The organism is Prescottella agglutinans (assembly GCF_004011865.1).
GTDB classification, from domain to species: Bacteria; Actinomycetota; Actinomycetes; order Mycobacteriales; family Mycobacteriaceae; genus Prescottella; species Prescottella agglutinans.
In genome coordinates this window covers 171,715-190,147 of sequence record NZ_RKLP01000001.1, presented here as the reverse complement: position 1 = coordinate 190,147, position 18,433 = coordinate 171,715, and the positions used below count along the sequence as shown (strand labels likewise).

At 69.9% G+C, this 18,433-nt stretch carries 16 protein-coding genes; 8 read left to right on the top strand and 8 right to left on the bottom strand.

Translation table 11 applies throughout. The features are described 5' to 3' along the window. Window positions 1–183: 183 nt before the first annotated feature. From EGT67_RS00940 to proB, 5 genes are all read left to right on the top strand, one after another. Complete coding sequence (locus EGT67_RS00940) at window positions 184–3,372, top strand: translation initiation factor IF-2 N-terminal domain-containing protein (RefSeq protein WP_127914173.1); 3,189 nt, start codon at window positions 184–186, stop codon at window positions 3,370–3,372. A gap of 265 nt (window positions 3,373–3,637) precedes the next feature. Next, entirely contained in the window at window positions 3,638–3,949 is a 312-nt protein-coding gene (rplU, locus tag EGT67_RS00935; RefSeq protein WP_005512259.1) for a 50S ribosomal protein L21, read from the top strand. Window positions 3,950–3,999: 50 nt separating this feature from the next. Further along, window positions 4,000–4,263 carry a 50S ribosomal protein L27 gene (rpmA, locus tag EGT67_RS00930; RefSeq protein ID WP_013416501.1) on the top strand — a complete coding sequence of 88 codons (264 nt, stop codon included), beginning with the start codon at window positions 4,000–4,002 and terminating at the stop codon, window positions 4,261–4,263. Window positions 4,264–4,466: 203 nt separating this feature from the next. Next, window positions 4,467–5,927, top strand: coding sequence for a GTPase ObgE (obgE, locus tag EGT67_RS00925; RefSeq protein ID WP_127914172.1), 1,461 nt, complete (start codon window positions 4,467–4,469; stop codon window positions 5,925–5,927). Continuing rightward, window positions 5,924–7,024: a glutamate 5-kinase gene (gene proB, locus EGT67_RS00920; RefSeq protein ID WP_127914171.1), complete on the top strand. Its 1,101-nt coding sequence runs from the start codon at window positions 5,924–5,926 to the stop codon at window positions 7,022–7,024. Before obgE ends, proB begins: the two co-directional genes overlap by 4 nt. Before the next feature lie 6 nt (window positions 7,025–7,030). On the opposite strand, the gene EGT67_RS00915 is transcribed toward proB, so the two are convergent. Then, window positions 7,031–7,849 carry an NAD-dependent protein deacetylase gene (locus EGT67_RS00915; RefSeq protein WP_206612250.1) on the bottom strand — a complete coding sequence of 273 codons (819 nt, stop codon included), beginning with the start codon at window positions 7,847–7,849 and terminating at the stop codon, window positions 7,031–7,033. Between the two features lie 70 nt (window positions 7,850–7,919). Here EGT67_RS00915 and EGT67_RS00910 point away from each other — a divergent pair, with 70 nt between their 5' ends. Further along, window positions 7,920–8,393 (top strand): VOC family protein, encoded by a 474-nt coding sequence (locus EGT67_RS00910; RefSeq protein ID WP_127914169.1) that lies wholly within the window; start codon window positions 7,920–7,922, stop codon window positions 8,391–8,393. Between the two features lie 34 nt (window positions 8,394–8,427). Here EGT67_RS00910 and EGT67_RS00905 read toward each other — a convergent pair whose 3' ends face one another. After that, window positions 8,428–9,054 (bottom strand): helix-turn-helix domain-containing protein, encoded by a 627-nt coding sequence (locus EGT67_RS00905; RefSeq protein ID WP_127914168.1) that lies wholly within the window; start codon window positions 9,052–9,054, stop codon window positions 8,428–8,430. A 184-nt stretch (window positions 9,055–9,238) separates the two neighbouring features. Between EGT67_RS00905 and EGT67_RS00900 the strand changes: the two genes are divergently transcribed. Further along, window positions 9,239–10,552: an MFS transporter gene (locus EGT67_RS00900; protein WP_241565834.1), complete on the top strand. Its 1,314-nt coding sequence runs from the start codon at window positions 9,239–9,241 to the stop codon at window positions 10,550–10,552. 72 nt (window positions 10,553–10,624) lie between these two features. Here the strand turns inward: EGT67_RS00900 and EGT67_RS00895 are convergent, their stop codons facing one another. Both EGT67_RS00895 and EGT67_RS00890 read right to left on the bottom strand, forming a co-directional pair. Beyond that, on the bottom strand, window positions 10,625–10,999 hold the full coding sequence (locus EGT67_RS00895; RefSeq protein ID WP_127914167.1) for a hypothetical protein: 375 nt from the start codon (window positions 10,997–10,999) through the stop codon (window positions 10,625–10,627). Window positions 11,000–11,050: 51 nt separating this feature from the next. Then, complete coding sequence (locus tag EGT67_RS00890; protein ID WP_127914166.1) at window positions 11,051–11,695, bottom strand: dihydrofolate reductase family protein; 645 nt, start codon at window positions 11,693–11,695, stop codon at window positions 11,051–11,053. Between the two features lie 231 nt (window positions 11,696–11,926). Here EGT67_RS00890 and EGT67_RS00885 point away from each other — a divergent pair, with 231 nt between their 5' ends. Next, entirely contained in the window at window positions 11,927–13,846 is a 1,920-nt protein-coding gene (locus EGT67_RS00885) for a YhgE/Pip domain-containing protein (RefSeq protein WP_127914165.1), read from the top strand. Between the two features lie 52 nt (window positions 13,847–13,898). Here EGT67_RS00885 and EGT67_RS00880 read toward each other — a convergent pair whose 3' ends face one another. From EGT67_RS00880 to EGT67_RS00865, 4 genes are all read right to left on the bottom strand, one after another. Next, window positions 13,899–14,315 (bottom strand): ectoine synthase, encoded by a 417-nt coding sequence (locus EGT67_RS00880; protein ID WP_127914164.1) that lies wholly within the window; start codon window positions 14,313–14,315, stop codon window positions 13,899–13,901. Window positions 14,316–14,355: 40 nt separating this feature from the next. Next, window positions 14,356–15,615 (bottom strand): diaminobutyrate--2-oxoglutarate transaminase, encoded by a 1,260-nt coding sequence (gene ectB, locus EGT67_RS00875; RefSeq protein ID WP_127914163.1) that lies wholly within the window; start codon window positions 15,613–15,615, stop codon window positions 14,356–14,358. 13 nt (window positions 15,616–15,628) lie between these two features. Continuing rightward, entirely contained in the window at window positions 15,629–16,156 is a 528-nt protein-coding gene (gene ectA, locus EGT67_RS00870) for a diaminobutyrate acetyltransferase (RefSeq protein ID WP_127914713.1), read from the bottom strand. Window positions 16,157–16,289: 133 nt separating this feature from the next. Further along, the gene (locus EGT67_RS00865) at window positions 16,290–18,386 is read right to left on the bottom strand and encodes a RecQ family ATP-dependent DNA helicase (protein ID WP_127914162.1); all 2,097 of its coding nucleotides are present in this window, start codon (window positions 18,384–18,386) and stop codon (window positions 16,290–16,292) included. Window positions 18,387–18,433: the final 47 nt, after the last annotated feature.

Here is an 18,433-nt window from a genome sequence, read left to right as displayed (position 1 = left end):
TGGATCGCCGCCATCCTGCCAGGCACCGCGCGATTTCGAAGTGATAACGGACACTGCGAAGCACGTGGAGCGAGACCAGACAATCTCGTACCCCGGTGCGAGTACACAACCATCGCCCCCGCGCGGCCGCGTCACATCCGATCTCCAGACGGATGGACGCGCCCGGGGGCTCGAGGAGAATACGTGGCCGATCAAGCGCCGCCCGAAACTGTTCAAGAACCGATCGCGGAAGCGACGGCCGAGCCGAGTACCACCCCGGTACTTCCCGAGAAGATTCGCGTCCACGCGTTGGCGAAGCTGCTCGGCGTCACCAGCAAGCAGGTCCTCGCCGAGGCCGCGGCGCTGGGCACCGAGCTGCGCAGCGCGCAGTCCAGCCTGCAGCGTGACATCGCCGAGCGCATCCACGCGACGATGTCCGGTGCCGCCGAACCGACCCCGGAACCGGTGACCCCGGCCGCCGAGTCCCAGGCAGCCGAGACCCAGGTAGCCGAGACCCCGGTGACCGAACCGGTGGTCGAGCAGGCCGCCGCCGAGGAGGAACCGGAGAAGCCGGCGCCCCGCAAGCGTGCCCGCAAGAAGGCCGCGCCCAAGGCGAAGGCCGAGGCGGCCGTCGAGCCGGAGACCGTCACCGAGCCCGAGCCGACCCCGGCCGCCGCCGAGGGTGGCGCGACCGGAGCCGGGCTGTTCACCGCCGCCGAGCTGGGTGCGGAGAACGAGAAGGAGCAGGAGCAGGCCGCGGCCGCGTCGCCGACCGTGCAGGCGCCGCTGTTCCTCCAGCCCGAGACCGTGGTCGCGGAGACGGCTCCGCGTCGTCGGCGCAGCCGGCGAGCGGCCGCGGCCCCCGACGTGACTGACGAGCAGGAAGCGTCGACCGAGGAGACGACCAGCGCGCCTTCCGAGGCGACTGCTCCCACCGAGACCGCCGAGGCGGCGGAGTCGGCCGAGTCGGCCGAGAGCGCGGAGACCACCGAGGCCGAGGGCGGCGATCAGCAGCGTCGGCGACGTCGTGGCCGCCGTGGCCGTGGCCGTGGCCGTGGCGAGCAGGCGGCCGAGAGCACGGAATCGGACGAGACCGAGGAGAAGGCCGCCGGCGAGGGCGAAGCTGCGACCGAGTCGAAGCCGTCCGCGGACGAGACCGCCGAATCCGGCGAGGCCGCCGAGACCAGTGAGGGCGCCGAGGCCGGCGACGACGAGGAAGCCGCCGACGGCACCAGCCGTCGCCGCCGTCGCCGCCGCCGCCGCAAGGGCGGTGCCGAGGGTGACGTCACGGCGGAGGACGATCCGCCGAACACCGTCGTGCACGAGCGCGAGCCGCGGAACAAGGCCCGCGCCAAGGACGAGGTGCAGGGCATCAGCGGTTCCACGCGCCTCGAGGCGAAGCGTCAGCGTCGCCGCGACGGCCGTGACGCCGGCCGTCGTCGCCCGCCGATCCTGAGCGAGTCGGAGTTCCTGGCCCGCCGTGAAGCGGTCGACCGGGTGATGGTCGTGCGGGAGAAGGTCGGCGGGTCCACCCCGGCGGCGTCGACCCAGGTTGCGGTCCTCGAGGACGGCGTCCTGGTCGAGCATTTCGTGACGGGTTCGTCGTCGTCGTCGATGGTCGGCAACGTCTACCTCGGCCGCGTGCAGAACGTGCTGCCCAGCATGGAGGCGGCGTTCATCGACATCGGACGCGGCCGCAACGGCGTGCTCTACGCCGGTGAGGTCAACTGGGAGGCCGCCGGGCTCGGCGGCCGGGAACGCAAGATCGAGCAGGCGCTCCGGCCGGGCGACCAGGTGCTGGTGCAGGTCAGCAAGGATCCGGTCGGTCACAAGGGTGCCCGCCTGACCACGCAGATCAGCCTCGCCGGTCGGTTCCTGGTGTACGTGCCCGGTGGCACGTCCACCGGCATCAGCCGCAAGCTGCCCGACACCGAGCGCAAGCGTCTCAAGGAGATCCTCCGCGAGATCGTGCCGGCCGACGCCGGTGTGATCATCCGGACGGCGTCCGAGGGCGTCAGCGAGGAGGAACTCTCGCGGGACGTCACCCGGCTGCAGAGCCAGTGGTCGACCATCGAGGAGCAGGCCGCGAAGGCGAAGGACGGCAAGTCCGGTTCGCCGCAGGCGCTGTACGAGGAGCCCGACCTGCTGGTCAAGGTCGTGCGGGACCTGTTCAACGAGGACTTCTCGAAGCTCGTCATCGAGGGCGAGAAGGCCTGGAGCACGGTCGAGTCGTACATCAAGACCGTGGCACCGGACCTGCTGCCGCGCGTCGAGCGGCACGATCCCGAGCCGGGCACGCCGGACGTGTTCGAGACGCACCGCATCGACGAGCAGTTGGCGAAGGCGCTCGACCGCAAGGTGTGGCTGCCGTCCGGCGGCACGCTGGTGATCGATCGCACCGAGGCGATGACCGTCATCGACGTCAACACCGGCAAGTTCACGGGCTCGGGGGGCAACCTCGAGGAGACCGTCACGCGGAACAACCTCGAGGCGGCCGAGGAGATCGTGCGGCAGATGCGCCTGCGCGACATCGGCGGCATGATCGTCGTCGACTTCATCGACATGGTCCTCGAGTCCAACCGCGATCTGGTGCTGCGGCGCCTGACCGAGTCGCTCGGCCGGGACCGTACTCGCCACCAGGTGTCCGAGGTCACGTCGCTGGGCCTGGTCCAGATGACGCGCAAGAAGCTCGGCACCGGTCTGGTCGAGGCGTTCTCCACCACGTGTGAGCACTGCCACGGTCGGGGCATCATCGTCCACACCGAGCCGATCGAGGTGAAGTCCGGGGACGAGAGCCGCGGTCAGGCCAAGGAGTCGGGCGGCCGCAAGAAGCGGGGCCGCGACCGCGCGGCGGCGGCAGCGCAGGAGCCGGCGGCGAACGGGCAGCACGCTCACCCGTCGCCGGAGGAGGCGGCCGCCGACGCGACCGTGAAGCGGGCGCACCCGGTGGCGCTCGCGATGGCATCGCACCACCCGGACGAGGCCGAGGCCGGCGACGCACCGGTCGAGCAGCTCGAGGTCGAGTCCCCGGCAGCCCCGCCCGCGAAGGCGGAGGCGGCCGCGGTCGAGCCCGAGCAGGCGGAGTCGGAGAAGGCCGAGCAGGAGCCCGAGGCTCCCGCGGCGCCGCGGGCCAGGCGCCGCAGCCGGCGGGTGTCGCGGGCAGCGGCAGCACCGGCTGGCGAGGCGCCCGAGGCGGGCACGGTGTTCGTGGTCCCGACGTCGGAGCCGGCACCGGAACCCGCACCGGAGCCCGCAGCCGAACCGGCGGCGGCGTCCGCGGCCCCTGCCGCGTCGGACGCGGCCGGGGACGGCGAGGTGCAGGTCGCGCGTCGACCGCGTCGGCGCCGTGCCGCTGCACGTCCCGCCGGCCCGCCGGTGGACGCCGAGGCCTGACGGATCTCGTGGTGGCTCGCCGCCCCGCACGCGTTGCGGGGCGGCGAGCCACCACACCGGGATCGGGTGACGCGCCAGTTTGACCCTGGCGGTTGCTTTCCCGTAATCTTGACCGGTCGCTACCCGGCGATACCGCTCTGCTGCGCCCTATTCGGGCCTTACGGGCGCGCACGGGGTAGCCGCCACACCAGACCAGTCGCGCAGCACTGAAAAGCCTCACGGCAGCGGCGCGAGCACGTTCGAAGTAGCAAGGGGTAGCCGTCCGATGGCAACGTACGCGATCGTCAAGACCGGCGGAAAGCAGTACAAGGTCGCTGTTGGTGACCTCGTCAAGGTCGAGAAGATCGAGGGTGAGCCCGGCACCGCTGTCTCGCTTGCCCCGGTCCTCGTGGTCGATGGGTCCGAGCTGACCACCGACGCCGACAAGCTGGCGAAGATCTCCGTGACCGGTGAGGTCGTCGAGCACACCAAGGGCCCGAAGATCCGGATCCACAAGTTCAAGAACAAGACCGGCTACCACAAGCGCCAGGGTCACCGTCAGAAGCTGACGGTCCTCAAGGTCACCGGCATCAAGTAGCTCGACCTTTCACCGATTCAGCTTTCACCGATTCCTGGGAGGGATTCGACATGGCACATAAGAAGGGTGCATCCAGCTCCCGTAACGGTCGCGATTCAAACGCACAGCGACTCGGCGTGAAGCGCTTCGGCGGCCAGTCCGTCAGCGCCGGCGAGATCCTCGTGCGTCAGCGCGGCACCCACTTCCACCCCGGCGTCAACGTCGGTCGTGGCGGTGACGACACCCTGTTCGCTCTCGCTGCGGGCGCCGTCGAGTTCGGCACCAAGCGCGGGCGCAAGACCGTGAACATCGTTCCGGTCGCGGCAGAGGCCTAGGTCTGCTGCCACCTACGGTTCGGGTTCCCATCGCATCCGTGCGGTGACGAGTTCGATTCCGTTCCGATCTCCCAGTAGGGGCGGGCCAGGGTCTCACAACCCTGCCCGCCCCTACTGTTGTTTCAGCCACAGTGCGTCTACTGCGTCACACTGTGAATCCAGAAGTAGCCCAGAAGTATTGACTGAGGAAGGATCCGGCAGTCATGTCCCGATTCATTGACCGCGTGGTGCTGCACGTCAGCGCCGGTAAGGGCGGCAATGGTTGCGCCTCTGTCCACCGCGAGAAGTTCAAGCCGCTCGGCGGCCCGGACGGCGGCAACGGAGGGCGCGGTGGGGATGTCGTGCTCGAGGTGGACGGCAACGTCCACACCCTCCTCGACTTCCACTTCCATCCGCGGGCCAAGGCGACCAACGGCACGCAGGGGATGGGCGGCAACCGGGAAGGCGCCAACGGCTCCGACCTGATCCTGAAGGTGCCGGACGGCACCGTCGTCGTCGACAAGCAGGGTGAGGTCCTGGCGGACCTCATCGGGATCGGCACCCGGTTCGTGGCGGCCCGCGGTGGCCGCGGTGGGCTGGGGAACGCGTCGCTCGCGTCCAAGGCGCGCAAGGCCCCGGGCTTCGCGCTGCTCGGCGAGGAGGGCGAGGCGGGCGACCTGATCCTCGAACTGAAGTCCGTCGCCGACGTCGGTCTGGTCGGCTTCCCCTCCGCCGGCAAGTCGTCGCTCGTGTCGGTGCTGTCGGCCGCGAAGCCGAAGATCGGCGACTACCCGTTCACGACCCTGCAGCCCAACCTGGGCGTCGTGTCGAGCGGTGACACCACGTTCACCGTCGCCGACGTGCCGGGACTCATCCCGGGCGCCAGCGAGGGTCGGGGCCTCGGCCTGGACTTCCTGCGCCACCTGGAGCGCTGCGCGGTGCTGGCGCACGTCGTCGACTGCGCCACCCTCGAGCCGGGACGGGACCCGATCTCCGACGTCGACGCGCTCGAGGCGGAGTTGGCGGCCTACCAGCCCGCCCTCAAGGGCGACGCCGGACTCGGAGATCTCGCGGACCGCCCGCGCATCGTGATCCTCAACAAGGCCGACGTCCCCGAGGCGGCGGAGCTCGCCGAGATGGTGACGCCGGACTTCGAGGCGCGCGGCTGGCCGGTGTTCACGATTTCCGCGGTGAGCCGGGACGGACTGCGCCCCATGACCTTCGCGCTCGCCAAGATGGTCGCCGAGTACCGGGAGGCGCACCCGCCGGCGGCGCCGAAGCGTCAGGTCATCCGCCCGATCGCGGCGCAGGAGACCGGCTTCAGTGTCATCGCCGACCCGGACAACCCGGGTGGTTTCATCGTGCGCGGCGTCCAGCCGGAGCGCTGGGTGCGGCAGACGGCGTTCGACAACGACGAGGCTGTCGGCTACCTCGCGGACCGCCTCGCCCGTCTCGGCGTGGAGGACGAACTCGTCAAGCAGGGCGCCGAGCCCGGAGCGTTCGTCACGATCGGCGACGTCGGATTCGAGTGGGAGCCGCAGACCGTGGCCGGTGTCGACATCGTCCGCACCGGGCGTGGCACCGACGCCCGCCTCGACCAGGACGAGCGCATCGGCGCGGCCGAACGTAAGCACGCCCGCCGGGTGCGTCGCGGACTCGAGAGCGAGGATCCCGAAAACAAGTGAGCGAGACCAGAGCGGCCATCGCGTCCGCACGCAGCATCGTCGTCAAGATCGGATCCTCGGCGTTGACGAGCCTGATCGGTGGACTCGACGTCGGACGGTTGAACCTGCTCGCCGACGCCCTCGAGGCGCGGATGCGGGCCGGGTCGGACGTCGTCGTGGTGTCGTCGGGCGCCGTCGGTGCGGGGTTGGCTCCGCTCGGATTGACCCATCGCCCAAGGGATCTCGCGACCAAGCAGGCGGCCGCGAGTGTCGGCCAGTTGGCGCTGGCGCACTCGTGGGGAACGTCCTTCGCGCGGTACGGCCGCACCGTCGGCCAGGTGCTGCTCACGGCCGACGACATCGCGCGGCGCACCCAGCACCGCAACGCGCAGCGCACCCTCGACCGGTTGCGTGCACTGCACGCGGTGGCGATCGTCAACGAGAACGACACCGTGGCAACGACGGAACTGCGGTTCGGCGACAACGACCGGCTCGCGGCGCTCGTCGCGCACCTCGTCGGCGCCGACGCCCTGGTCCTGCTCTCCGACGTCGACGGTCTCTACGACGGTGACCCCCGAAAGGGCGGCGCCACACTGATTCCCGAGGTGAACAGCCCCGAGGACCTGGACGGTGTGGTCGCCGGGTCGGGGGGAGCACTCGGCACCGGCGGCATGGCGTCCAAGCTGTCGGCGGCGCGGCTGGCGGCCGACTCGGGTGTGCCGGTCTTGCTGGCGGCCGCATCGGACGCGGCGACGGCGCTCACGACGGCCGATGTCGGCACCGTCTTCGCCGCTCGGCCGCACCGGATGTCGGCTCGCAAGTTCTGGGTCCGGCACGCGGCGGACACGCAGGGCGCGATCCATCTCGACGCCGGCGCGGTGCGGGCGGTGGTGGAGCGGCGGCGCTCGCTGCTGCCGGCCGGGATCACCGCGGTGGCCGGCCGCTTCTACGGCGGCGACGTGATCTCCCTCGTCGGACCGGACGAGCGCCCCGTGGCCCGCGGTGTGGTCGCGTACGACTCGACGGAGATCGAGGACATGCTCGGCCACTCGACGACCGAGCTGCCGGTGGACATGCAGCGCCCCGTCGTCCACGCGGACGATCTGGTTCCGCTGTAGTCGCGGTCAGGCGGGCAGGGCGGCGGCGAGTTCCCGGAGGAACTCGGAACTGCCCAGCTCGGCCTTGATCGCGGCGAACTCGTCGCCGCGGGTGGTGCCCCGGTTGACGATGACGATCGGCATCCCGTCGCGGGCGGCGCGGCGGACGAACCGCAGGCCGGACATCACGGTGAGCGAGGAGCCGACGACCAGCAGCGCGTCGGCGCCGGCGACCATCTCGAACGCCGCCGCGACCCGCGGCTTCGGCACGCTCTCGCCGAAGTACACGATGTCGGGTTTGAGCATGCCGCGGCACCGGTCGCAGTCGACCATGCGGAAGTGGTCGGTGCTCTCGACGACGGCGTCGGCGTCCGGAGCGATCTCGACACCGGTGGCCGCCGCGACGGTGTCCGCGAATCCGGGGTTCGCCGCGTCGAGGCGCTCGGCGAGTGTCATCCGCGAGATGCGGTGCCCGCAGTCGAGGCAGCGCACCTGGGCGTAGCTGCCGTGCAGGTCGATGACGTGCCGACTGCCCGCCTTGGTGTGCAGCAGGTCGACATTCTGGGTGATCACCCCGTGCACGACGCCGGCGCGTTCGAGCCGGGCCAGGGCGCGGTGCCCGCCGTTGGGGCGGGCGGCGTCCATGTAGCGCCAGCCGAGATGGTTCCGCGCCCAGTAGTGCCGGCGGAACGCGACGTCGCCGACGAACTGCTGATAGGTCATCGGGTTGCGGGGCGGCGAGTCGGGGCCGCGATAGTCGGGGATGCCCGAGTCGGTGGAGATTCCGGCGCCGGTCAGCACGCACACGCGCCGGCCGCCGAGCAGTTCGAGTATCCGGTCGATCACGTGGTCCAGGGTAGGCGCGTGTCCGATCCGTTCAATCCGCGGTGCCGCCTCGCACCCGACACTGGACGCCATGACCACAGTGAACCCCGTTCCCGACGGATACCGGACCCTCACGCCGTACCTGGCGGTCCCGGACGGCGCCGCGGCGCTCGCCTTCTACGCCGACGGTCTCGGTGCCGTCGTCGTCGATCGCATGGACGCGCCCGACGGGTCCGTCATGCACGCCGAGATCCGGATCGGCGATTCGATGTTGCAGTTGTCGGACGAGATGCCCGACTTCGGACTCAAGGCGCCCGAACCCGGCTGGGTGCACTCCTCGCTGGTCGTCTACGTGGAGGACGCGGACGCGTTCGTCGCCCGGGCGGTCGACGCCGGGGCGACCCTGGTGACACCGGTCGCCGACACTTTCTCCGGGGACCGGCACGGGGTGTTCCTCGATCCGTTCGGGCACCGGTGGGCCGTGTGCACCAAGATCGAGGACGTCCCGCCTGCCGAGGTGGCGCGCCGGGCGCGCGAGCTGTTCTACCCCGACCCGGTGTCCTGACAGCGGGCACCGATTCGCGCGTGCCCACGCCAGCTCACCGCGTGCGCTCGACGCGGTGGACTTCGGCCTCCGGGCTGGGTTCGGGTGATGATCGCGCGCGGACGACGGCTTGTTCGCCCCGCGGTCCGAACAGGTGCAGGATCTCGACTGCTTTCTCGTCCGCGGGGCCGAACCAGTGCGGCTCAGTGGTGTCGAACTCCGCGACTTCGCCTGGGCGAAGCAGGAATTCGCGGTCACCGAGGATGAGACGCAGTTCGCCCGCCAGGACGTACAGCCACTCGTAGCCGGCGTGAGTCACCAGGTTCGGCTCGCGCGGGGCGAGCACCTCCTTGAACACCTGGACGCGGCCAGGGAACTGCGTCAGCGGCACCAGGGTGGTGCCGCGGCGTTTGCGGATCGGGGTGAAGTGGACACGGGGATCTCCCGTGGCGGGCGCGGCGATCAGCTGTTCGATCGCGACGCGATGTGCGCGGGCGAGCGGAATCAGCAGGTCGAGAGTGGGTCGGCGCTTGCCGGACTCGAGCCGGGACAGCGCACTGACCGAGATCCCGGTCTCGGCCGACAGGCACTCCAAGGTGAGGCCGCGGTCGTTGCGCAGCCTGCGCAGTCTGGGGCCGATGTCGTCGATGATCCGTTCCACGTCGCCGTCCACGACCACCATTTTGCAGTCTTCGCAAAAGTGCTGGGCCGTCGGCGGGCCGTGCCGGGACCATCCGAGGATGGACAGACACAGCCGGGTACGGCAGATGACGAACGCGATGACACTCCTTGCCCCACAGGGGTCGAGCCCGCGTCGACAGTGGACCGTGCTGGCGGTCTGCTGTTCGAGCATGTTCGTCGTAGGGATGGATACAACAGTCGTCAACGTTGCCCTGCCCACGATCGGGCAGGACCTGGACGCGGACATGCGCAGCCTCGAGTGGATCGTGGATGCGTACACCATTGCCCTTGCGGGCCTTCTGATCTCCTCGGGAGCGCTGGCCGACCGATTCGGACGACGGCGGGTGTTCCAACTCGGATTGGCGGTGTTCGGGGTAGCCTCGCTGGCCTGCGCCCTCGCCCCTTCGCTCGGCGTGCTCGTCGCGGCCCGCGTTGTGCAGGGTGTGGGCGGATCGATGCTCAGCCCGGTGGCCCTCGCGATCGTCGTGAATGCCATCCCCGATCGGAAGCAGCGTGCACGCGCCATCGGCGTCTGGGCGTCTGTCTTCGGGCTCAGCATGGCGGCGGGCCCCGTCGTGGGTGGCGCGCTCATCTCGGGCTGGGGCTGGCGGGCGGTGTTCTGGATCAATGCGCCGATCATCGTGATCGCACTGGTCCTGAGTGCGGTGTTCGTGCCGGAGTCGCGGGCGCAGCAGCCCCGGAGGTTGGACGTGCCCGGTCAGGCCCTGCTCGCGGTCCTCGTCGGTGTGTCCGTCGGCGTGCTGATCGAGGGACCGCGGATCGGTTGGGTGTCGCCGGCGGCGCTGGCCGCGTATGTCTGCATCGCCGGTGCGGCAATCGCGTTCGGCAGGATCGAATCTCGCCGACCAGAGCCGTTGATGGATCTGCAGCTGTTCCGCCGGCCCGCGTTCACCAGCGCGGTGGTCGGGGCGGTGGCGGTGTTCGTAGCGCTGAACGTGACGTTGCTGATCAACACGCTCTATCTGCAGCACGTCCGCGGTTTGACGCCGCTGGCCGCGGGCACGGCCACTCTGCCCCTCGCTCTCGGGGCGACGGTGTGCGCGCCACTGTCGGGCCAGCTGGTCGGGCGCCTCGGACCGCGACCACCCCTCGCGCTGGCCGGCGGCTTCATCACGGCCGGGGGACTGTTTCTCCTCGCTCTCGACAGCGGCACCGGAGTCGTATGGCTCCTGACGGCCTACCTGCTCATCGGCATCGGTTTCGGTTTCGCCAACGCGCCGATCACCAACACCGCGGTCGGCGGGCTCCCGCCGGATCGCGCCGGTGTCGCCGGCGCGATCACATCCACTGCTCGCCAGTTCGGTGCGGCGGTCGGTATCGCCGTCGCAGGCAGCATCGTCTCCGGCGCCGGTCCGGCGGAGTTCGCGCACTCATCAGGACCCGCCTGGCTTCTCGTCACCGCCTGTGGGCTCTTCCTGTTCGTGGCCGCGCGGGCATCGCGGCCCGTCGTCGACGCCGTCCCCGGTTCAGGTCGGTGATCCGGCCGAGCGGGACTCCCGGCTGTTGTGTATCGACGAACCGAGATGTCCGGATCTGCTGTCGCGCAGCATTCACGGGCCGCCGAGAAGCTGGTAGGGGATGTAGCGGTTGCCCCATTCGAGGTAGGCGCTGGTGGTGGCTTGGCCTCGGAGTGTCTCGTTCTGGAATTGGTAGACGGGGTGGCGCGGCCAGAGGTAGCCGACTTGTTCGAGGGTGAGGTACTCGCGGTGGCTGGGTGATTGTCGCTGGTCGATCTCTGCCCGGGTGTGGCCGTCGTGGTCGCCGTAGCTGAGTTGGTATGTCCTGCCGAGGGATTCGAGCCGCTCGGGCGGGGCGAAGATGTTGATGCTGCGGTACACGAACATCGTGTAGAGGATCCCGGCGATGAGTACGGCGACGAGGGCGAGGGCACCGTATCGGAGTGTGCGGCGCAGCGTTGCGGGCATGAGGCACGGTATACCGCGGGAATCCGATGTGGACGGCGTGCACCGGGAGGTCTATCGCGGGCGTACGGCACCGCGGTCGGGTGCACTCATGTCCCCGGTCCGGGGTGTGCCATCGGCGAGCCCGTAGCGCAGGTACACAATGCCCGTCGGACTGGCGGCCGGTGGTTCGAGGAGGGTGACGTTCGTGGGTACCGCGCCACCGTCGAACACCTTCTTTCCGACGCCGAGCACGATCGGGTGGACCCAGAGGTCGAGGCGGTCGAAGAGCTTCTCGCGCAGGAGCGTCTGTACCAGGTTCAGGCTCCCGACGACCTTCACATGTGCGTGCCGGTCGCGGATCTGACGCACCGAGGCTGCCAGGTCCGGGCCGAGCTGCGTGGACTCGGCCCACGAGAGAGTGGGTTCGCCGCGGGAGGCGACGTACTTGGGGACGCGGTTGAAGAGCGCGGCGATCTCGTTGTCCTCGCCGCCCTTCTGATGTGGCCAGTAGGCGGCGAAGATGTCGTACGTCCGTCGGCCGAGCAGGAGGGCGTCCGTGCCCTCGTACGCGGCACCGACCTGCGCCTCGGCGACCTCGTCGAGCAGGGGCGCCTGCCAGCCGCCGAAGGGGAACCCCGCCGGGTCCTCGTCGGGGCCGCCGGGTGCCTGACCGACGAGGTCGAGGGTTGCGAACAGCTCGATCTGGATGAGACCCATGTCGTCCTCCCGATGAGGTGGTTGTCGCTGTCGGTGAGACAGACCCGCGGGTGTAGGCAGGCTCATCGCGGCGCCTGATGGATTATCCCGCCGAGCTCGGGCGAATTCGACGGAAATGCCCACCACAGGCCCCCGCAGTCTCTATCGTGACCGAGTTGGACGCATGTTCATTCCCTGACGGTGGTCCGCCACCGGCCGTCCACGCTCCGGTTCCCGACGAGAGAGCTGCACATGGTGCCCACTACCTCTTCCGCTGAGCCCGGCGCTTCCCAGCGCCGGGCTCACGTCGTTCGCACGATCCTCGCCGTCCTCGTCATCGCACCACTCGCGATCGCCGCCTTCTATATGTGGGCGCTGTGGAATCCGGGCGACACCGTCAACCGGCTACCGGTCGCGATCGTGAACTCCGACGCGGGCGCGGACGTCGACGGCTCGCGGCTCGTGGCCGGTGACGAGGTGGTCGCGGCGCTCGTCGAGAGCGGCGACGTGAACTGGAAGGTGGTCACGGCGGAGGAGGCCAGGGAGGGCGTCGACGACGGCACCTACTACTTCTCGGTGGTCATCCCGGAGACGTTCAGTGCCGATGTGGCCAGCGCCGCGAGCGGCGAGGGCCGCAAGGCCCAGCTCGACGTCGTCTACAACGACTACAACAGCCTGGTGGCCACGCCGGTCGGCGAGAGCGTCGTCGCGCAGGTGCGCTCGGCGGTCTCGGAGTCCATCGGCGAGCAGTCCGTCGACCAGGTCCTCATCGGTCTCGGCGATCTCGGCAAGGGCTTCGGCGAGGCCGCGGCCGGTGCCCAGCAGCTCTCGGCCGGCACGAAGGAAGCCAAGATCGGCGCCGACCAGCTGTACGCCGGCAGCCAGGAGCTGTCCACCGGGCTCGGCGACGCGAACCGCGGCGGCAAGGAACTCGCCGCGGGTGCCGGCGAGCTGGCCGCCGGAGCGGACGAGGCGGCCGCCGGCTCGGGCGAGCTGAGCGCGGGAATGAACGAACTCGTCGGCGGCACCGACCAGCTGGCCGACGGTGCCCGGCAGATCAGCGAGGTCGTCGACATGGTGACCGGGCCGGTGCTCAGCGTCCTCGGCGAGGAGGGCGACATCGCGGCCCAGCTGGTCCAGCTGCGCGACGGCGCCCGCGAGCTCGCCCGTCAGCTCACCGACCCGACCGCCGACTACCGGGGCGGTCTGCTGGCCGCGACCGCCGGTGCGGCGGAACTGAACACCGGCCTGGGGCAGCTGTCGCAGGGAGCCCACCAGCTGAGCGCGGGTGCGAACGAGCTCTCGTCCGGCCTCGGCCAGCTCGACGCCGGTGGTGTCCAGCTCCGCGACGGTCTCGGTGAGCTGTCCACCGGCATGGGGCAGCTCGACACCGGCAGTGCCGAACTCGCAACCGGGCTTACCGAGGGCGCCGCGCAGGTGCCGCAGTTCGACGAGAACCAGCGGGCCAAGACCGCGGGTCTGCTGTCCGCGCCGGTCGCGGCCGACGAGAAGTACGACTACCCGGCGGCCGGCTTCGGTCCGGGTGCCGTCCCCGCGGTGATGTCGGTGCTGCTGTTCCTGTGCGGCATCCTGACGTGGTTCGTGGTCCGCCCGCGGCGGGGACGTTCCCAGCGCGTGCACGAGGGTGTCGTCCGGGAGGGCCTGCGCCGCTACCGGATTCCCGCGCTGGTGACGCTGGTCGCCTCGCTGGTGGCCGCGGCGGTCTCGCTGGTCGTCGCCGACGCGAACCCGCCGAGCGCCCTGGCGATGACGGCGGTCATGATCCTCGTCGGCGCCGCCGCGGTGGCCCTGGGGCGCCTGTTCACCGTCGTGTTCGGTCCCGTCAACGGAACCTTCATCGCGCTGGGCGCGTTGATGATCCAGATCTTCGCGTTCGGTGCGGTCTATCCGATCGAGCAGATGCCGGCGCCGCTGCGGTGGCTGCACGACCTGATGCCGTTGACGTGGGCCCGCAACGCGATGCGAATGGTCCTCGTCGGCTACTACGGGCCGCGCTTCTGGACGGCGGTCGCGGCGCTGGTGACGCTGATCGTCGTCGCGGTCGGGTTCACCATCTGGTGGCGGCGTCGGCTCGAACCCGCGGCCGACACCCCTCCGGACACCCCTCCGGCGCTGGACGAACCGACTGTCGTGATGCCGCGGGTCGGCTGACCACGTGAGAAAGGCCGGGGCCCGTACATCGGGCCCCGGCCTTTCTTCGGTTCTAGGAGGCGGCGCGTTCCGCGTCGTCGAGGGTGATCAGCGGGTACACGCCGTTCTCGTCGTGCACCTCACGACCGGTCACCGGGGGATTGAACACGCACAGCATGCGCATCTGGGTCACCGGCTCCACGCGGTGCCGCTCGTGCCCGTTCAACAGGTACATCGTGCCCGGGCGCAGCTGGTACACCTCGCCGCTGTCGAGGTCGGTGAGGATGCCGTCGCCCTCGACGAGCCACACCGCCTCGATGTGGTTCGCGTAGTGGAACTCGTTGACCGACCCGGCGCGGATCGTGGTCTCGTGGAACGAGAACCCGACGCCGTCACCGGCGAGGACGATGCGCTTGCTGCGCCAGTTCCCGTCCTCGCTGGTGATGTCGCGGTCGGTGTCGGTGATGTCGTCGGTGGTGCGAACGATCATGCGTGTCTCCTCTGATCGTGGGTGTGCGGACGGCCGAGCCTCAGGCGAAGACCTTGGCGGTCGCCTCGGCCAGGATGCTCAGGCCGTGGTCGAGTTCGGCGTCGGTGATGGTCAGCGGCGGAAGCAGCTTGACGACCTCGTCGGAGGGGCCCGCCGTCTCGGCGAGCAGGCCCTCGTCGAACGCGAGACCGCACACCTTCACCGCCATGCCGGGATCGTCGAACACCAGTCCCTGCGCCATGCCCCGGCCGCGGGTGCTGACACCCTCGAACGTGTCGGCCAGGTTGGCGAAGATCTGGTTGATCCGCTCGCCCTTCGCGAGCGTGGAGCGGTGGAGAGCGTCGTCGGACCAGTAGTGGTCGAGAGCCGCGGTCGCGGTCACGAAGGCCGGATTGTTGCCGCGGAACGTGCCGTTGTGCTCGCCCGGCGCCCACAGGTCGAGTTCCGGCTTGAACAGTGTCAGCGCCATCGGCAGCCCGTAGCCGCCGATCGACTTCGACAGGGTCACGATGTCGGGGGTGATGCCGGCGACCTCGAACGAGAAGAACGGACCGGTACGGCCGCAGCCCATCTGGACGTCGTCGACGATCAGCAGGATCTCGTGACGCGCACACAGTTCGGAGAGGGCACGAAGCCACTCCGGCCGCGCCACGTTGACCCCACCCTCACCCTGCACCGTCTCCACGATCACGGCGGCGGGTCGGTTCAGGCCGCTGCCGGAGTCGTCGAGCACCCGCTCGAACCACTGGAAGTCGTCGGTGGCGCCGCCGAAGTAGTTGTCGAACGGCATGGGAGTGGCGTGCACGAGCGGCACGCCGGCCCCGGCGCGCTTGAGCGAGTTGCCGGTGACCGACAGCGCGCCCAGCGTCATGCCGTGAAATGCGTTGGTGAAGTTGATGATCGATTCCCGGCCCGTGGCCTTTCGGGCCAGTTTGAGGGCGGCCTCGACGGCGTTGGTGCCCGTGGGTCCGGGGAACTGCACCTTGTAGTCGAGCCCGCGCGGTTCGAGGACGGTCCGCTGGAAACTCCGTAGGAACTCGCGTTTGGCGACGGTGGACATGTCCAGGCCGTGCGTGATGCCGTCGCCGGCGAGGTAGTCGATGAGCGCGCCCTTCATCACCGGATTGTTGTGCCCGTAGTTGAGGGCGCCGGCGCCGGCGAAGAAGTCCAGGTACTCGCGGCCGGACTCGTCCCGCATCCAGGCGCCCGACGCCGACTCGAAGACGGTCGGCCAGTTCCGGCAGTAGCTGCGAACCCCGGACTCGAGGGTCTCGAAGATGCTGGTCTCGACAGTGGTCATGCGTGGTCCTTCCTCAGGAAGCGTGCAACGGCGAGATCGTGTAGAGGTCCTCGGCCGCGTGCCCATCGGGAAAGTCGTTGGGAGCGAACAGGGTTCGTCGCGTGATGGTGGATCCCCGCCGTCCCGCCACCGAGGTGAACAGGGCGATGGACGCGGTGTTGTCCGGGCTGATCGTGGTTTCCAGATTCCAAACGCCTTGCAGCGCAAGTCGGTCGAGGAGTGTGTTCAGCATCCTCCCGGCCAGTCCCTGGCCTCGCTGCGCGGTGTCGACCGCGACCTGCCACACGAACAGTGTGTTCGGGGCATCGGGGCGGACGTATCCGGTCACGAATCCGACGACCTGCTCGCCGACGGTTGCGACGATCGAGGTGTCCTGAAAGTCTCTGCACCACAGAAGGTATGAGTAGCTCGAATTGAGGTCGAGCACCTGTGAATCCTTGGCGATCTCCCAGAGCCGGACTCCGTCTGAGATCTGGGGCTTACGTAACTCCACCGCGTCCGGCACGGTGGTCGGGGTAGCTCTAGTTTGTGTTGGCGTCATTGTTGTTGCCGTTCTTTGTGACTCGAACGTAACAACCACGACGTCCGATTTCACGGATCCGCGGAAATCGGACAGGAGAGACCCTGTCGCCGTGCAGGTGAGACGGTGAATGTGAGGCTGGTCACATCGTGTATCACTTGGGGGTGGCGAGAGCGAAGGGAAGGACAGAGGGTGCCCCTGCCCGGCGCAGAGTCCGGGCCGCCATCGTCAGCGTCCACCCGGTGTCGGTGACCCCGTCGAGCAGCAGCACCGGGCGGTCGAGCCCGGACAGATCCGGCGCCTCCCACGCGTCGGCCAGGCCGGCGACGCGGTAGGCGGAGTTCGCGGCGGAGACCGGCGGATGGCCGGGGCGCTCGTGGAGGACACCGAGATCGGACAGCCGACCCACCTGTGCGAGTCGGTCGGTCAGCGAACGCATCAGGACCGGATGGGTGGGTGACTCCACACACATCACGGCTCCCGGGCGCTCGGCCCAGTCCCAGGCCGCGAGCACCTTGATGCAGGCATCGACGATCGCGTCCGGCGCGGGGGCGTCGGGGGCGTCGAGCAGTGCCCGCAGCCGCTGCCCCCAGCCCAGATCCGACAGTCGGCCCAGCACGCGTCCGGGCTCCGGTCCGTCGGCGATCTTGCCGGACAGGCTGATTCCGAGCTTCGCCATGCCGGTCGGCCACTGCTTGCGCGGCGGCAGGTCGATGCCGGGGCGCTCCAACCGCTGCCTGGTGTCCGCGATCGTCTCGGCGGCTACGTCGGCGCTGTACTTCGGGCCGGCGCAGTTGTCGCACCGTCCGCAGCGGCTGTCGCCGTCGAGTCCCGGATCGTCGAGTTGACGGCGCAGGAACGTCATCCGGCACTCGTCGGTGCGCTCGTACTCGAGCATCGCCTGCTGTTCCGCCTCGCGCGCGACCTCGAGTCGGCCGTACCGGTCGGCGTCGTACGTCCACGGCCGTCCGGTGGCGACCCAGCCGCCGCGGACCCGCCGGACGGCGCCGTCCACGTCGAGTACCTTCAGCACGAGTTCGAGGCGCGTACGGTTCAGTTCGACGAGCGGTTCGAGCGCCATCGTCGACTGCGGGCGTTCGGTGTCGAGGACGTCGATGACCTTGCGGACGATGTGCTCGCGCGGGAACGACACCGACGCGAAGTAGCTCCAGATCTGCCGGTCCTCGTGACCGGGGAGGAGCACCACCTCGGCGCTGTCGGTGGAGCGCCCGGCGCGACCGACCTGCTGGTAGTAGGAGATGGGCGACGACGGTGCGCCCAGGTGCACCACGAATCCGAGGTCGGGCTTGTCGAAGCCCATGCCGAGCGCGGAGGTCGCGACCAACGCCTTGACCCGATTGTTCAGCAGGTCGTTCTCGAGGACCTCGCGTTCGGCGGCGTCGGTCTGGCCGGTGTACGCGGCCACCTGGTGACCGCGGTCGGCGAGCAGGCTCGCGAGGTCGCGCGCGGCCGAGACGGTGAGCGTGTAGATGATGCCGGAGCCCGGGAGTTCGTCGAGATGCTCGGCGAGCCACGCCGCGCGCTGGGTGGCCTCGGCGATCCGCACCACCGACAGGCTCAGCGAGTCGCGCTCGAGCGTGCCGCGGAGCACCAGCGTCTCGGCTCCGCCCACCCCGAGCTGGGTGGCGACGTCGGAGACGACGCGGTCGTTGGCGGTCGCGGTCGTCGCCAGGACCGGGATGCCGTCGCCGAGGTCCTCGACCAGGGTGCGGATCCGGCGGTAGTCGGGGCGGAAGTCGTGCCCCCAGTCGGAGACGCAGTGCGCCTCGTCGACCACGACGAGGCCGGCGTCGGCGGCGAGCGACGGCAGCACCTGGTCGCGGAAGTCGGGGTTGTTGAGCCGCTCGGGGCTCACCAGCAGCACGTCCAGTTCGCGTGCGGCCACGCGCTGGTGGATCTCGTCCCACTCGGTGACGTTGCCCGAGTTGATGGTGGCCGCCCGGACACCGGCCCGTTCGGCCGAGGCCACCTGGTTGCGCATCAGCGCCAGCAGCGGCGACACGATCACAGTGGGGCCGTGCCCGTGCGCCCGCAGCAGCTTCGCGGCGATGAAGTACACCGCGGACTTGCCCCAGCCGGTGCGCTGCACGACGAGCGCGCGCCGCCGGCCGACGACGAGCGCCTCGATCGCCGTCCACTGGTCCTCGCGGAGCCGGGCGTCCGGCCCCGCGAGTTCCCTGAGCAACCGTTCGGCCTCGTCACGGAGATCTGCTGTGGTCGCGGTCGTCATGGGTCCATCGTGCCCGAGGGGACCGACACCGGATCTGTCGGCCACGC